General features: G+C 39.5%; 17 protein-coding genes. 9 read left to right on the top strand and 8 right to left on the bottom strand.

Annotation, left to right across the window (positions count from 1 at the left end):
* Nucleotides 1-165 precede the first annotated feature (165 nt).
* Nucleotides 166-645, bottom strand: coding sequence for an SsrA-binding protein SmpB (smpB, locus tag QUE86_RS02220; protein WP_063700124.1), 480 nt, complete (start codon nt 643-645; stop codon nt 166-168).
* Between the two features lie 133 nt (nt 646-778).
* Here smpB and QUE86_RS02215 point away from each other — a divergent pair, with 133 nt between their 5' ends.
* Together QUE86_RS02215 and QUE86_RS02210 are read left to right on the top strand one after the other, a co-directional pair.
* The gene (locus QUE86_RS02215) at nt 779-1,219 is read left to right on the top strand and encodes a type II toxin-antitoxin system RatA family toxin (RefSeq protein ID WP_286258931.1); all 441 of its coding nucleotides are present in this window, start codon (nt 779-781) and stop codon (nt 1,217-1,219) included.
* Nucleotides 1,216-1,542 carry an RnfH family protein gene (locus tag QUE86_RS02210; RefSeq protein ID WP_130051068.1) on the top strand — a complete coding sequence of 109 codons (327 nt, stop codon included), beginning with the start codon at nt 1,216-1,218 and terminating at the stop codon, nt 1,540-1,542. Before QUE86_RS02215 ends, QUE86_RS02210 begins: the two co-directional genes overlap by 4 nt.
* Nucleotides 1,543-1,584: 42 nt before the next feature.
* On the opposite strand, the gene QUE86_RS02205 is transcribed toward QUE86_RS02210, so the two are convergent.
* A complete protein-coding gene (locus QUE86_RS02205) occupies nt 1,585-1,947 on the bottom strand; it encodes an outer membrane protein assembly factor BamE (protein ID WP_063528054.1) in 363 nt (120 codons plus the stop codon).
* 117 nt (nt 1,948-2,064) lie between these two features.
* Here QUE86_RS02205 and QUE86_RS02200 point away from each other — a divergent pair, with 117 nt between their 5' ends.
* A complete protein-coding gene (locus tag QUE86_RS02200) occupies nt 2,065-2,382 on the top strand; it encodes a GIY-YIG nuclease family protein (RefSeq protein WP_240701308.1) in 318 nt (105 codons plus the stop codon).
* On the opposite strand, the gene QUE86_RS02195 is transcribed toward QUE86_RS02200, so the two are convergent.
* From QUE86_RS02195 to ilvC, 4 genes are all read right to left on the bottom strand, one after another.
* Nucleotides 2,383-3,246: a M20/M25/M40 family metallo-hydrolase gene (locus QUE86_RS02195; RefSeq protein WP_286258920.1), complete on the bottom strand. Its 864-nt coding sequence runs from the start codon at nt 3,244-3,246 to the stop codon at nt 2,383-2,385.
* A complete protein-coding gene (locus QUE86_RS02190; protein WP_167658354.1) occupies nt 3,233-4,417 on the bottom strand; it encodes a tetratricopeptide repeat protein in 1,185 nt (394 codons plus the stop codon). The genes QUE86_RS02195 and QUE86_RS02190 overlap by 14 nt, the downstream gene beginning before the upstream one ends.
* An 84-nt stretch (nt 4,418-4,501) precedes the next feature.
* Entirely contained in the window at nt 4,502-6,415 is a 1,914-nt protein-coding gene (locus tag QUE86_RS02185) for a methyl-accepting chemotaxis protein (RefSeq protein WP_130051071.1), read from the bottom strand.
* Between the two features lie 144 nt (nt 6,416-6,559).
* Nucleotides 6,560-8,032, bottom strand: coding sequence for a ketol-acid reductoisomerase (gene ilvC, locus QUE86_RS02180; RefSeq protein ID WP_130051072.1), 1,473 nt, complete (start codon nt 8,030-8,032; stop codon nt 6,560-6,562).
* Nucleotides 8,033-8,178: 146 nt separating this feature from the next.
* Between ilvC and ilvY the strand changes: the two genes are divergently transcribed.
* The 6 genes from ilvY (at nt 8,179) to QUE86_RS02150 (ending at nt 13,678) form a co-directional block, all read left to right on the top strand.
* Nucleotides 8,179-9,081 carry an HTH-type transcriptional activator IlvY gene (gene ilvY, locus QUE86_RS02175; protein ID WP_130051073.1) on the top strand — a complete coding sequence of 301 codons (903 nt, stop codon included), beginning with the start codon at nt 8,179-8,181 and terminating at the stop codon, nt 9,079-9,081.
* A gap of 274 nt (nt 9,082-9,355) precedes the next feature.
* A complete protein-coding gene (locus tag QUE86_RS02170) occupies nt 9,356-10,333 on the top strand; it encodes a GGDEF domain-containing protein (protein ID WP_286258913.1) in 978 nt (325 codons plus the stop codon).
* A 174-nt stretch (nt 10,334-10,507) separates the two neighbouring features.
* The gene (locus QUE86_RS02165) at nt 10,508-11,335 is read left to right on the top strand and encodes a MipA/OmpV family protein (RefSeq protein ID WP_484581370.1); all 828 of its coding nucleotides are present in this window, start codon (nt 10,508-10,510) and stop codon (nt 11,333-11,335) included.
* A gap of 1 nt (nt 11,336) precedes the next feature.
* Entirely contained in the window at nt 11,337-11,723 is a 387-nt protein-coding gene (locus tag QUE86_RS02160) for a DUF3019 domain-containing protein (protein ID WP_130051075.1), read from the top strand.
* A gap of 14 nt (nt 11,724-11,737) precedes the next feature.
* The gene (locus QUE86_RS02155; protein ID WP_054562019.1) at nt 11,738-12,430 is read left to right on the top strand and encodes a response regulator; all 693 of its coding nucleotides are present in this window, start codon (nt 11,738-11,740) and stop codon (nt 12,428-12,430) included.
* A gap of 6 nt (nt 12,431-12,436) precedes the next feature.
* Complete coding sequence (locus QUE86_RS02150) at nt 12,437-13,678, top strand: ATP-binding protein (protein WP_130051076.1); 1,242 nt, start codon at nt 12,437-12,439, stop codon at nt 13,676-13,678.
* 131 nt (nt 13,679-13,809) lie between these two features.
* Here the strand turns inward: QUE86_RS02150 and QUE86_RS02145 are convergent, their stop codons facing one another.
* Together QUE86_RS02145 and QUE86_RS02140 are read right to left on the bottom strand one after the other, a co-directional pair.
* On the bottom strand, nt 13,810-14,025 hold the full coding sequence (locus QUE86_RS02145; protein WP_062564309.1) for a DUF3820 family protein: 216 nt from the start codon (nt 14,023-14,025) through the stop codon (nt 13,810-13,812).
* Between the two features lie 138 nt (nt 14,026-14,163).
* Nucleotides 14,164-14,445, bottom strand: coding sequence for a hypothetical protein (locus QUE86_RS02140; protein ID WP_286258905.1), 282 nt, complete (start codon nt 14,443-14,445; stop codon nt 14,164-14,166).
* Between the last annotated feature and the right edge of the window lie 154 nt (nt 14,446-14,599).

The following is a 14,599-nucleotide window of genomic DNA, read 5'->3' as shown; positions in this document are numbered from 1 at the left end:
AAAGAGTTGTGAAGTTATCACGGTAAAGATTGATATCATGTAAACGTACTGGTTTGAAATAGCAAAAAAGGATGGGTTTTTTAGAGAGGGTATTGATATTTTTGTAAAAAGTGAGTGTTTGTAAGGGGTACGAGCCTAACACGAAAGTTAGGCTCATTTCATAAATTAAGCTTTATGCTTCATTAGGCGCTCTTTTTCTCGTGCCCAATCTTTATTCTTTCCGTCTTCACGTTTATCGTGCATCTTTTTACCTTTAGCAAGGTGGAACTCCAACTTCACCCAGCATTTTTTCCAGTACATTGCAGTTGCGATTAGTGAAAACCCGTCGCGTTCTGTTGCACCGATAAGACGATCGATTTCACGTTTATTTAAAAGTAACTTACGATAACGAAGTGGATCGCAAATTACGTGAGTAGAAGCACTGTTGAGAGGCTGAATTTGACTGCCAAGTAAAAATGCTTCGCCGTTTTTAATATGAATATAAGTCTCAGAGATGTTTACTTTACCAGCTCGGATACTTTTTACTTCCCAGCCCTGTAGTTCAACCCCTGCTTCGAACTTATCGTGTAAAAAATACTCATGGCGCGCTTTTTTGTTAAGCGCGATGGTATTACTTGTCGATTTAGATGATTTTTTCTTAGCCATAGTGGCCCATATTATACGTAAAAACAGCGTTTTTACATCGCTTTTTTAAGGCTTTGCGGATATTTTCGTGTTACTAAAATTTGGGGAAATAGCCAAAGCTTGCTAAAATTCGCCGACAAAGTTGGGAGTGAATATGCCGCAAATAGAAAAAAGTGCGCTTGTAATGTACAGCAGCAAAGAAATGTTTGATTTAGTGAATGATGTTGATGCTTATCCAGAGTTTTTGCCAAATTGCTCAGATGCTAAAATCATCACGCAACAAGCTAGTGGCATGACGGCCAGTTTGGAGATCTCAAAAGCGGGTTTAAAAAAGTGGTTTACTACCGAAAATACGTTTATTGATGAGCAAACTGTTGCACTTCGCTTAGTTGATGGCCCATTTAAAAAGTTACAAGGTAAATGGCAATTTTTACCGCTGGACGATAAAGCGTGCAAAGTACAGCTTCATCTTGAGTTTGAATTTGCGAGTAAACTTATCGAACTGGCTTTTGGAAAAGTATTTAACGAAGTAGCTAAAAATATGGTTAATGCATTTACGCAGCGTGCTAAAACTGTGTACGGAGTTCGTTCATGATAACTGTCGAAGTAGTTTTTGCTTTACCAACAACGGCAACCAGTTTATTAGTAGAAGTGCCGATAGGCACGACAGCTGAGCAAGCGGTGATTAAGTCGGGTATTATCAATAAGTGTCCTGAAATAGACGCAAATAACTTAACACTGGGTATTTGGAACCGTACCTGTAAGCTTAATCAAGAAGTAAAGGAAGGGGATCGTATTGAGATTTATCGACCTCTTATTGCTGATCCAAAGGATGCGCGCAGACGTCGAGCTGAAAAGGCCAAAGAAGAAGGACGTGCCAATAAAGTGACTGGCGGAAGGCCACTAAACAAGGCATAAAAAAGGGTAGCTCAGGCTACCCTTAATTAATTAGAATTAAGATTACTCTTGTTCAAGCGGCGTATTAAATTCGCTAGGTTGCTCGTAGTCACCTGATAACGAAACAAGCTTATCATTTTCGAAGTTAATAGTGAGTGACTTACGTTGCTCGTTGCTACGGCCAATGTTAAATACATACAGGTAATGCCACGTATTTTTATCAAAAGAGTCTTCTGCTACTGGCTTGCCTAGAACATACAGTACTTGCTCGCGAGTCATATTAACACGTAGCTTATCTACATCTGATTGTTCTAAAAAGTTACCTTGAGGAATATTGATACGGTAAACCCAGCTTGAACACCCTGCTGTAGCACTTAAAGTAAGGGTAAGTACTAACCAAAAAGAAAAAGTTTTAAACGACTGCATTATTTGTTTGAATCCTTATTTTTTATACACTGCATGATACCGATTAGTCACAGAAGGTAAAACCCTTTTCAGTAATTGTTTTTACTGAAATGCGATTAAAAACCACGAGGCACAAATTTGACCACTGCAAACCCAAAAAGTTTACATCAGCCTTTAAAAAACAGCGATAACTCAGATGTCATGTGGTGTTTGTATATAGTGCAAACACGTTTAGGTCATTGGTATACAGGGATCAGTACCAATGTTGAAAAAAGGTTCGCTCAGCATCAAGCGGGAAAAGGTGCTAAAAATCTTAAGGGAAAAGGGCCTCTAACGCTTATCTATCAACAGCAGGTGGGTAACCGTAGTGAAGCAACTAAACTAGAAATAAGCGTAAAAAAGCTCAGCAAAGCACAAAAAAGACAGTTTGTTTTAACGTCTGAGCTACCTAAATAACTAACTTGGAAGCTTTTCAATAAATAGGGCTATTTTCGCTATGGCATATTCGAATAGTGTAAAGTCGATGTGCGCCGCCGTGTCTGTGCTTTGGTGGTGGTGTTTGTCATGTCCTATACCAAAGTAAATATAAGGGATCCCCGCTTTAGCGAATGAATAATGGTCGCTTGCTCTACGCCAATCAACTTTGAGATCAAATAACCGATTTAGCCTCGCTGACGAGCTAGTTACCATAAAGGTTAACTGTTCATCAGATAGAATTTTAATGTCAGCTTGATAATGTGCTAATGATTGATTATCTAAAAATGCATAGATACGCGGTTTTCTGGGGTTCACAACGAGCATATCTAAATTAATATTAAGTTTGATTTCGTCTTTATTAAGTGTCGATACCAAGTACTCGCTACCATGTAGGCCATTTTCTTCTGCATCGGTTGCAACAAAAACTAATTGATAGGGCAGAGGGCTTTGCGCAAAGTGCTCAGCTAAATAAAGTAAAGCGGCAACGCCGCTGGCATTGTCGTTCGCACCTGGGTAGAGCCGATTACCTTTTTGCCCTAAATGATCGTAATGAGCGGTAAAAATTACTTTTTTACACTTCTCACAGTGGCTATTTTTTGTGGCGATAATATTGCGTCCTGAAGCCTCGCTAAATAACCCTGACTGATAAGTAAATACTTGATCATCAACAGAATAGCCATGAGCAATAAAGCGCTCTTTTATAAAGTGGGCGGCTAACTGAGCGCCTTGAGTCGCCGTTTTTCGCCCAGCAAATTGAGCCGATGTTAGCGTTATGACGTCTTGTTCTAAATCTGTACTGGCAAAAGCTTGCGCAGTGCTTAGTGTAGCACTAGCGGTAATCAATAAGCTTTGCAGTATGCGAGCGAAGCGCTTGTAACTTACTTTCGTAACGCTGTTTATCATGATCAAAGTCTGCTTTATTGTTTGCCATAGTTAAGTACTTTTTAGCGAGCTTTAGGTCACCTAATTGATAATAGGTTCTCGCTAAACCAAAATCAGTATCATGCAGGGTTGGGTTTAAGTCACGGGCTTTTTTGTAGTGCTTTATTGCATCTTGATAACGGGCGGTCGTGTAAGCATCATTACCTAAAGAAATGTGATAATAGGGGTTTGCTTGGCGCTTATTATCAAGCTTGGCTAATATCGCCTGGCCTTGCTCTTCGCGATTGGTCAGATTATAGAGTCTGGCTAAATTGCCTAATGCGGTGTTGTTATCTGGATCTAAACTAATCGCGTATTGGTAGGCTGTTTCAGCTCTTGGATAGTCATCTGTTAATCTGAACAATACCCCAAGGTTACCCCAAGCACCTGAGTAGTTGCTATCAATATTAACAGCTGCTTTGTAATAGCTAAAAGCAGTATCATAATCATGTTTTAGCATCGCAGCTGCGCCTTTATTGTTATAAAACATTGCTGTAATACGTGCTTTATTGATGTTGCTGGTTTTAAACGCTTCTTGGCGGCTGTTTGGGTCAAAATCTATCACTAAAGAGCGCTCTTCTGGGTAAATGACTTTTCTATTTACCACGAGCTTTTGGGCCTCACTTACTTTTAAGTTGATATGGCCCGTTAGTAAATTAAAGCCATTATCAAGTGCCCAATATTCTGGAATATGTACTTTTTGAAATTGTCCTTCAAGGCCGAGATACTCAGCAAGACTGTAGGCTAAAATCGATAACGATAAACAATTTGCGTTTAAATTTGAGTAGGCTTGATTAGCCGTTAAGGTAGCACCAGATTGATAAGATAAAGACGCATCACCATTTTGCAAAAGGAACTTGAGCAAACGTTTAGTGCTTTGCAATGAACGGCTGTCTTTTGGAAAGGTACTATCAAGTTGCTCTTTTACATGTTCATTTAATGCAAAAATCTCTTGTTGAGTTTCAACTGAGGTTTGAGTAAACGTATTACTTTGCGTCAAAGCAAGTGGTGGGGGAGCGGTGTTATTTTCTGTACTACTACACGCTGTTAATAAGCAAAAGCTTGAGGCTAAAACAATGCTAGGTAATTTCATCTGACCCTCTTAATTCTTGGCCTAATACCATTTAAGTATAGGCCGTGAATGAAAAAGGGTCAGGGTTAACTGTTACAAAACGTGTCAGCGTTTATCAAACGTTGCAACAAGATCATCAAGGGTTTGTGCACTGTTCGCTAAGTCTTTGATTGCTTGTTCACTGTCAATTTGTTCACGCATGACGTTGTCACTAATATCGCTTATTTGCTCAATATTACGACCGACATCTGCGACTACATTACTTTGCTCTTCGGTCGCAGTTGCTATTAAGGTTGCCATATCGTTTATTTCATTAGCAGCATCGTTAATGGCATTGAGCAATTCAACTGAACTTTGCATTGCATCAACGCTTAACTGTGCTTGTGATTTCGAGTGATTGATATGATTAACCACTAGATCAGACGTATTCGTTAGTTCACTGATCATCGTTTGAATTTCAGTTGTTGATTGTGAAGTACGGTTTGCTAATGCTCTTACTTCATCGGCTACAACTGCAAAACCGCGACCATGCTCACCAGCACGAGCTGACTCAATCGCCGCATTAAGTGCTAATAGGTTAGTTTGCTCAGAAATACCTCTGATAGAGTCAACAATACTGGCGATAGCTTGCGTTTTATTTGCAAGCTCGTTTACTTGCTCAGTGATGTTATCGATATCGCATGCAAGTTCTATAATTGCTTCTTTGCTTTGTGTTACCTGAGTATGACTTTGTTCGGTATTTTGTTTACTGTTTTCAGTGAGTTTAGCCGTATTAGCTGCGCTTGAGGCAATTTCTTGCACTGTCGCACCCATTTCATTAATCGCTGCTGCGACCGAAATTGTTTGTTCTTTTTGATTATCTAGCGCTTCAGAGTTCTTCTGTGCTTGCTTAAACACATGATCAGCGCTTTGTCTTATTTCACTACTTTCTTGGGCAACTTGGCTGATAGCAGTCTCAATCTTAGAGATGAATTGGTTAAAGCCTGCTGACAAGTTAGCGAGTTCAGGTTGTTCGGAAGCTGGCAAACGATAAGCTAAATTTGCATCACCTGAGCCTAAACGAGTAAACAACTCTGCCATTTTAGACAGCGGCGATGATAGTGTACGTGCAAGCACTAAACCAGCAAAACTTGCAATGAGGGCAATAACAATTGCAAAGCTGATAATTTGCCATTGTAAAACTTGGATGCTAGAAAATACTTCGTGCTTAGGTACTTGGGCAATGACAAATAAATCTGTGTTTTGGATTGGGCTTGCGGCTACTAATGTCGCTTCACCATCAAGATCGATTTCCTGTAAATTGAATTCACTTTGAGTTAACAGAGAACGAGTGATAGCAGTTTTATAAACGTCATCTAATTTAGCTTTGGCGACTTTGCTCTCGTCTTTATGAAGCTGAATTAGGCCGTTTTTATCGGCAATGTAAACAAAACCAGTCTCTTCAATTTTAAAACGCTGTAACATTGCTTGCATATCGTCAATACTTTTTGCAAGGCCTGCTAAACCAATCCCATTGGTTTGCTGGTGATTTACAAACATTTTTACATCAGTGGGTGATTCTTGATAGATACTGATTGAAAAAGGCTGTGTAGTGTTGGTAAACGCATAAAACCAGCCATCCTGCTCTTTGGTTAAAACTCGCAAAAAGCCATCTTGGTTCCAATATTGTGCAGTTTCTCGATTAGCCCACGAAGCAGTTGCTAAGTCGTATTGCTTAACAAGGCGGTTGAGCTCTTTAAGCAAAGTCTTGTCATCAGTATTACCTGAGCGAGCCCATTCTAATACAAATTCGTTACTAGATAGCTGCTCTGCCGCACTGATCATTTGATTTATATCATGAGTAATATAATTATCAATTGCTTGCAATTTGCTAGGTAGTTCAGATTCTATCATTCGTTGTTCAATGATTTGTTTTGCACTATATATAGCCGTTGCGCCGATTAACGCAGCAACAATTAGGGCGATAGAACTGCCAAGCAGTGTAATTTTTTTAGTAATGGTGAGTTGATTTAACGCCATGAAAGTGTCTTAGTTTACAACATTTAAGTCAGTAATTTTAGCATACACTTTATAAATGACGAATCAATGTAGGGACAAAAAAAAAGCCCAAAGCATATAAGCAATTGGGCTTGGTTTCTAACAAGCGAAACTTACTTTCCAGGGTTAAACAATTTTCTTCATTGCTGACATGTAACCACGTAGCTTGCTACCAATAATTTCAACCGGGTGCTCGCGCAGTGCTTTATTCACGGCAATCAAGGTTTGGTTATCAACTTGGTTGCTAGCACTATCAAGACCTTTACCAATTACATCTGTATCGATATTTTTCATAAAATCTTGCAGCAACGGTAAACACGCGTGGTTATATAAGTAACAGCCATACTCTGCAGTATCTGAAATAGTTCGGTTCATTTCGAAAAGCTTCTTACGAGCAATGGTATTCGCGATAAGTGGCGTTTCGTGTAGTGATTCATAGTAAGCAGATTCAGCGATGATACCTGCCGCAGTCATGGTTTCGAAGGCCAACTCAACACCTGCTTTAACCATGGCAACCATTAAAATACCTTGATCGAAGAATGCTTGCTCGCTGATTTCTTGATCTGTATTTTGTTGTTTCTCGAATGCGGTTTCTGCTGTTTCGGCGCGCCAAGCTAGTAATTTTGCGTCATCTTCAGCCCAATCAGCCATCATGCCACGAGAAAATTCACCGCTAATGATGTCATCCATATGCTTATTGTAAAGTGGACGCATAATTGTTTTAAGCTCTTCACTTAATTCAAATGCTTTTACTTTTGCTGGATTTGATAAACGGTCAAGCATGTTAGTAACACCGCCATACTTAAGTGCTTCAGTGATCACTTCCCAACCGTATTGGATTAGTTTAGACGCGTAGCTTGCATCAATACCTTTTTCAACCATTTTGTCGAAGCATAGTAATGAACCGGTTTGTAGCATACCGCATAGAATCGTTTGCTCACCCATCAAGTCAGATTTAACTTCCGCAATGAATGATGATTTTAATACGCCAGCACGATGACCACCTGTACCAGCTGCATAAGCTTTAGCTTGAGCTAGGCCATGGCCTTGAGGATCATTTTCTGGGTGAACCGCAATCAATGTTGGTACACCAAAGCCACGCTTATATTCTTCACGTACTTCCGATCCAGGGCACTTAGGTGCAACCATGATAACCGTTAAGTCTTCACGGATTTGCATGCCTTCTTCAACAATATTGAAACCATGTGAGTAAGCAAGCGTTGCGCCTTGCTTCATTAAAGGCATAATAGCATTTACAACAGCGGTATGTTGTTTATCAGGTGTTAGGTTTAATACTACATCTGCTGTTGGGATAAGCTCTTCATATGTGCCTACAGTAAAACCATTTTCAGATGCGTTTAAGAAAGATTGACGACGCTCAGCAATAGCTGATTCACGCAATGTATAAGAAACATCTAAACCTGAGTCACGTAAATTTAAACCTTGGTTAAGGCCTTGTGCGCCACAACCGACAATAACGAGTTTTTTCCCTTTTAAAGCGTCTACACCATCAGCAAACTCTGCTGGGTCCATAAATTCACACTGCGCTAATTGCGCTAACTGCTCTCTTAAAGGAAGAGTATTAAAATAATTCGCCATTGTTAGTGTCCTATAAATACAATTTTGTTAGAAAATCAAAGAACCGACGTAGTGTTCTTTGTATGTCTTAACACTATGCAATTTTTTACCTTGCGTAAAATGATATATTTGAATTAAAGTATTTCATAAAATGAAATGGTGGTGGTATGGATCATAAACATCTTAATTACTTTTTGGCGTTAGCAAAGACGCTACACTTTGCAAGAGCCAGTGAGCTTTGCCATATCAGTGCGCCAACCTTGAGTCGGAACATCAAGCAACTCGAAGAAGAGGTTGGGGTGGTGTTATTTAATAGGGATAATCGCACCGTAAAATTAACCCGCGAGGGTGAGTCATTTATTGAGTACGCTAATGCGACGCTTGCTAACTGGCATCGTTTTAAAGCTAATGTACAAGAGCCGCAACAGCATGTTTATGGCAATGTCAGTATTTATTGCTCTGTAACTGCCTCATATAGTTTTTTACATCAAATACTTGAACAACTGCGTATGCAGCACCCATATATTGAAATTACTTTGAATACTGGTGACCCTGCATTAGCAATAAATCGTGTTTTAGATGGTCATGAAGATATGGCAATTGCTGCTAAACCAACAAAACTACCGGGACAAATTGCCTTTACTAGTGTTGGTTATTCGCCACTAGTATTGATTGCGCCAAAAATCGTGTGCCCGATCAGCGAAAAACTGTCAGCAAATGAGCAAATTGATTGGTCAGATTTAGAATTTATTGTTGCTGAGCAAGGTTTATCAAGACAGCGTCTTGAGCAGTGGTGGCGTAAAAAAAATATTCATGGCCGTATATATGCGCAGGTTGCAGGTCATGAAGCTATGGTCTCTATGGTGAGTCTAGGTTTAGGTATTGCTATGGTGCCAAAAATAGTACTGGATAACAGCCCGCTCAAAGATAAAGTGCAAATTGTTAGTGATGCAGAACAAACTATTGCAGGTTTCGAAATTGGTCTAGCCGTACTAAATAAAGAGCGTCATGATCCTGCACTCAACGCGATTTGGAGTATTGCTCAATCGCTTACCCAGCAAGCAATTTAACTTAATAACTAGTGGCTTTGACTTTAATTTAAACTTTTACATAGATACAACCGCACACTTTAATTAGTTATTTAGTATTGGTTTTTGTAAAATTTTTTCGTGGTTTTTACTGGTTTTAGTCTGTCAAAATCCTTTTTCATTGATTTTTCTTTGGTTGTTGTTAACTTAATTGAAATAATAAAAATTTTCATGGCCTAGACTCATGATACTCTCAGCGCAAGCCGACCACTCTTTAAGCTACTCGAGCCATTGTCTGAAGCTAGCAATTCCTCTAATGGTAAAATACAAGATGCCAATTACGCCGCTTAATTATGCGCTTTGGTATTGCTATGTGAGTGATAAAAATCAAAAGTTAAGTAAAGAGCTCGATAGTATTATTAAACAACACAATACTTGTAGTCATGAGCAGGCAAAACGGCTTTTCGATAAGTACTTATCTCGGGATGACTTGGCACTATTTTATCAGCTCTCTAGCGGCTTTAACGATGTTGTTGGCAAGGTACATCAAGATATTAACGAAGCACTAAATTACTCAACTGAATTTAATCAGGCGCTGCAAGAGTGTCGTGAAACACTAACGAGTGCTGATATAAGCCAAGAAAGTGGCTTTGATGATGTACTTGATTGTGTAGAGCGTTTAAGTGATGAGTCGGCAGCTTTGCAAAGCCGTGCGCAAGATTTTCAAAACCAACTCGCTATGGCGTACTCCGAAATTACAGAGCTAAAGCAAGAGCTTGTTAGGTCAAGAAGTAAAGCTGAAAAAGACCCTCTGACTGGGCTTTATAATCGTGGTAAGTTTGATGAAGATATAACGCGATTTTGCCAAACTAATAATTTAGCTGAAGTCGCCGTGCTTACAATGGTCGATATCGATCACTTTAAACAGTTTAACGACACCTTTGGTCACCAAAAAGGAGATCAAGTTTTACGAGCTGTTTCAGCAAAACTACTTAAGCATGTTTCAAGTGTTGGCCAAGCTTATCGTTATGGTGGCGAAGAGTTTTGTTTCACGGCTCAGTTTGCCAGCATTAGTGATATGACTAACTTTACCCAGCAACTACGTCAGGCTGTTACTAAACTACAAATTAAAAATCCTAAATTTGACAAGGTGTTAAGCCAAGTGACAGCAAGCTTTGGTATTGCTATTAAAGCTAAAAATAGTAAACCGGAACAACTGATTGCTAAAGCTGATAAAGCGCTTTATTTAGCAAAAGAGCATGGTCGCAATCGCATAGAAATCGTCGAAGAGTAACAAACTTAATCGATATATGTATCAAATTTGTGAATAGTTGTAACCTTGCAACGACAGTTTGTTCACATCTTGATATTATGCTTTTATTGCATAAATTTCTTTGGTCGTAAAATAACAATGAAATCTCAAACGATCAGGATGTGCGCACTGGTTTATGCCACATTTGGCATGCTAGTGAGTCAAGCAAGCGCTGATGACTCAACGCGCACTGAACGTGAAAGCCGTGTGGCAAATCAACAGATTGATACCCAGCAATGGCATCTAAGTATTAATACAGGTGCGGGGGTGATCACGAATCCACTTCATGGAGGTGATAACTTACCTTTGCTCGTGCTGCCTGAAATCGCTTTTTATGGTGAAAAATGGTTCTTTGATAATGGCCGTTTAGGTTATTCATTACAAGAGAGTGATAGTCACGTCGTTAACTTTGTTACTGAGTTCAACCCTGAGACGCGTTTCTTTATAGATTTCCATCCAAGTAATATATTTGCACTGCAAACATCAAATAGTTTTATTGTTGAATCGACCACCAGTAATGAACTGGCAGAAAAGTCTGTATCTACAAGCGATATTAAAAAAAGACGCTGGGCTTTAGATGCTGGCTTAAGTTATCACTATATTCGAAATAATCATGTTATCTCTGTACAAGCGTTGACCGATGTTTCCGGAGTTTATAACGGTTTGCGTAGTGCTTTACAATGGCAATCACATCACCGTATAGGAAACTTATCGGTCGCACCTAGCCTAGGGATCTGGTACAAATCAGCCAGACTAAATGATTATTTTTATGGTTTATCGGCAGAAGAGTCCTCATATGGGGAAATTGATGTTGGCAGTAGCTGGCAACCTTATGCTAAAATCGACGCCCGTTGGCCCCTGAGTGAGGCTAACTCTCTTCGTTTTCATTTAGCATATTATGACTACTCAGCCGTGGATGACAGTCCGCTTTTTGAACACACGTACTCGATGACTGCATTTATAGGATTCAATCATATTTTTTAATATGAAGTATTTTGCTTTTAGTCTGTGTGTGTTTGTTGCTGTTATTTGGGCTTCCCCAAGCTATGCACAAGCGACTCAGTTTGATATCACACCAAAAGTGTGCGTTGTATTACAACAGCACGAATTTTGTGATCTTGAGTTAAAAATGAGTTGGCAAAGTCAACAGCCTCAAGATTTGTGTTTGTACCAAAATAATCAGAAAATTCAATGCTGGAACGACACTAGTTCAGGGGTTTTCAGCCATAAAGCGCGGGTTCAGATTGAAACAATATACTCCTTAGTCAATCCGCACACGGGGAGTAAAATTGCGACAGCAAAAGTCGAAGTGCAAAGCACCGAAGCAAAAACAACGAGGCGTAGGTTACGCTCACCGTGGAGCTTTTTTTAATTTAGGAGCAACCAATGGCAAAGATTTTACTTGTTGAAGATGATCTCGGCTTACAGCAGTTAACACGTGATTACCTTCAGCATAATGGGTTGGATGTTGCGGTCCTTGAACGCGGCGATGAAGTATTTGAATACCTTGAAAACAACCCTGTTGATCTAATGATTTTAGATGTCATGTTACCGGGTAAAGACGGCTTTAGTGTGTGTCGTCAGGTTCGTGATAAATTCAGCTTACCTATTTTAATGTTAACAGCAAAAGGTGAAGACTTTGACCAAGTGATTGGTTTGGAGCTCGGCGCAGATGATTATGTAATCAAGCCTGCTGAGCCTCGTGTATTATTAGCGCGTATTAATGCGTTATTACGTCGTGGACAAGCTACTAACAAGGCACCTGAAGAGCTTAGTTTTGGTGATTTAACTATTGATAAAACTAGCCGCATCGTTACACTAAAAGGCAGTGAAATTACACTGACTTCCCATGAGTTTGAGCTACTTTGGTTACTCGCATCAAATGCAGGTGAAGTGTTAAGCCGTGAACATGTGCACCAGCATATGATTGGCCGTCAGTATGATGGCTTAGACCGTACAGTTGATGTACGCGTATCACGTATCCGCAAGAAGCTAGGTGATAATAGTGATAAACCATACCGAATTAAAACAGTTTGGGGACAAGGTTACCTCTTTGTATCTGATGCATGGGATATGTAAACATTAATGGGGAAACTATTTGCAAGCTTATATCTTTATATAATAGTTTCTCTGTTTCTTGTTAGTGGGGTCATAGAACAGTTATGGCCCTACGAAGAAACTCAACAACAAATCGCCCTCGACCAAGAATTTGGTAAATCTCTATGGCTATTAAGCCAAACGGATAATGGTTTAGCTTCGCTACAACGAGAGTATGAAAGCGAATTGATTAATCTCTCAGACCTTGCTTTACCAGATGATTTAAAATCACAGCTCAAAAATGATCATCATCTGTATTTGTTTAATAAAGAGCAAAAGGTGGTTTGGTATATTGCTATCAACGACACACAGCTTTTGCAAGTAGGTCCACTTTCTGTTGAAAACCCAAATTTTAGCTCAGTTTGGCCTTACTTTTTATTATTAACAGTAATTGGTTTGCCTATTGGGCTATGGAGCTTATTACTATGGCGAGATTTTAATAAACTCACACTTGCCTGTGAAGCTGTAGGAGGAGCGCAAGACTTCGAACTACAAGACGCTTCCAAATCCTTTTTCCTGCCAATCACAGATACACTCAATGCGATGCAAGAGCGTATCCAATACCTTCTAGCAGCACAGCAAGAGCTTACTTCTTCTGTTTCTCATGAGTTTAGAACGCCACTTGCTCGTTTAAAGTTTGCAATTGCTATGCTTGAAGAGCAAGTTGAGAATGAAAAATCTTATACTTACATTGATAACATGCAGGCTGATATTGCAGAGCTTGAGGCGTTAGTTTCCGAAATGCTGGAATATGCGCGGCTTGATTCACATCAACCGAGTTTAAAACCACGTTCTTGTGACCTTACTGCGCTTATCAACAGTGTGGTGAATAAGCTCGAATTTGCTACTGACATTGAGGTAGCAGTGAGTGCACCTAAGCAGCTTTACTACGAGTGTGACGAGCATTTTATGGCGCGTTGTATTCAAAACCTATTAGGCAATGCACAAAAATACGCAAACCACAAAATTCATGTGAGCCTTGAAGAGTTAGGTGATTCGATACAAATTAGTGTTGAAGACGATGGTCCAGGGATCGCTAAATCTGAGTGGCAAAGTATTTTTAAGCCATTTACTCGTTTAGATAAAAGCCGTGATAAGAAAACAGGTGGCTTTGGGTTAGGTCTTGCAATTGTCGCTAAAATTGTCAGTTGGCATCAAGGGCAGTCTGAAGTGTGTGATTCACCATTAGGTGGAGCAAAATTTGTGATTCGCTTGTTCAAGACTAATTAAGCCTTAGATTACAGGTATTTTTGCAGGCATAAAAAAAGCGCCTAAGGCGCTTTTTAAAGATTAAAACCAAAAATAAACAAGTAGCAAAGTAATAGACCACACTTAATTATAAAAGTTCGAAAAAAGGTTAATTATTTTTCATCTAATAATGGCATTAGCATTTTTTCTAGGCCATTGAGCTTCACTTCATACATCATCGCTAGTTGTGCACCTAACTGGGAATCAGGAAATCCTTGTTGTTTAAACCACACCAAATAAGGCTCTGGCAGCAATAATAAAGGGCGACCAGCATACTTTCCAAATGGCATCTTAGTATTTATGGCGCGTTTGAGTTGAGCTGTATCCATCTTTATCTCAAAGAAATTTTAAAGCTAGATGATACGGTAAAAAGGGGAGAGAAAATAGGCTGTGACGGGCAAGAAACAGCCTATTTAGTGAGGGATGTAGGCCCTCAGAATAACAGCCACTAAATTAATTACGGCGTATTAGTGTAGTTGGTTGCGACGCTTTTTCGTAAAGCCAAGCTTATTTAGCTTGAGGGCAATAGCTGGGTCGTCGATTCGTTCAGGTGTTTCACAGTCACGAAGAAAATGATCACTAGGTACTTGATATACATCGAGCATCTTGTTGAATAGCACGGTTCTAATATCCAAAGCAGTCATGCCGTTATTTTGTAACTCATCAAGTTGCTGCTGAATATCTGAAAGTTTCCCGGTACGTGCATCATCCGTGTTTGCTAAAAACTCGTTGGTAAACTTATTTTTCATTTAAACAACCTCAATCCATCTAACAAGTGCTGTGAAATAAACAGCGGTACAACAACACTGTTAAACTTTTTTGTGTTAAAAATAGATACTTAGCTAAGCATCTTGAAATTAATTCTACTCTTTTTTTTAGCCTGATTGCTAATCTGGATGTAAA

This window comes from Pseudoalteromonas apostichopi, from assembly GCF_030297135.1.
Lineage (GTDB): Bacteria > Pseudomonadota > Gammaproteobacteria > Enterobacterales > Alteromonadaceae > Pseudoalteromonas > Pseudoalteromonas apostichopi.
Note: the sequence above shows the minus strand (reverse complement) of the source record. Positions and strands in the feature narration are given on the sequence as shown.

Coding starts and splice junctions, on each gene's coding strand:
- QUE86_RS02160 (WP_130051075.1), top strand. CDS start 11,337: ATGAAGTATTTTGCTTTTAGTCTGTGTGTGTTTGTTGCTGTTATTTGG.
- QUE86_RS02155 (WP_054562019.1), top strand. CDS start 11,738: ATGGCAAAGATTTTACTTGTTGAAGATGATCTCGGCTTACAGCAGTTA.
- QUE86_RS02205 (WP_063528054.1), bottom strand. CDS start 1,947: ATGCAGTCGTTTAAAACTTTTTCTTTTTGGTTAGTACTTACCCTTACT.
- QUE86_RS02215 (WP_286258931.1), top strand. CDS start 779: ATGCCGCAAATAGAAAAAAGTGCGCTTGTAATGTACAGCAGCAAAGAA.
- ilvC (WP_130051072.1), bottom strand. CDS start 8,032: ATGGCGAATTATTTTAATACTCTTCCTTTAAGAGAGCAGTTAGCGCAA.
- QUE86_RS02185 (WP_130051071.1), bottom strand. CDS start 6,415: ATGGCGTTAAATCAACTCACCATTACTAAAAAAATTACACTGCTTGGC.
- QUE86_RS02145 (WP_062564309.1), bottom strand. CDS start 14,025: ATGGATACAGCTCAACTCAAACGCGCCATAAATACTAAGATGCCATTT.
- QUE86_RS02210 (WP_130051068.1), top strand. CDS start 1,216: ATGATAACTGTCGAAGTAGTTTTTGCTTTACCAACAACGGCAACCAGT.
- QUE86_RS02170 (WP_286258913.1), top strand. CDS start 9,356: ATGGTAAAATACAAGATGCCAATTACGCCGCTTAATTATGCGCTTTGG.
- QUE86_RS02150 (WP_130051076.1), top strand. CDS start 12,437: ATGGGGAAACTATTTGCAAGCTTATATCTTTATATAATAGTTTCTCTG.
- ilvY (WP_130051073.1), top strand. CDS start 8,179: ATGGATCATAAACATCTTAATTACTTTTTGGCGTTAGCAAAGACGCTA.
- QUE86_RS02140 (WP_286258905.1), bottom strand. CDS start 14,445: ATGAAAAATAAGTTTACCAACGAGTTTTTAGCAAACACGGATGATGCA.
- smpB (WP_063700124.1), bottom strand. CDS start 645: ATGGCTAAGAAAAAATCATCTAAATCGACAAGTAATACCATCGCGCTT.
- QUE86_RS02190 (WP_167658354.1), bottom strand. CDS start 4,417: ATGAAATTACCTAGCATTGTTTTAGCCTCAAGCTTTTGCTTATTAACA.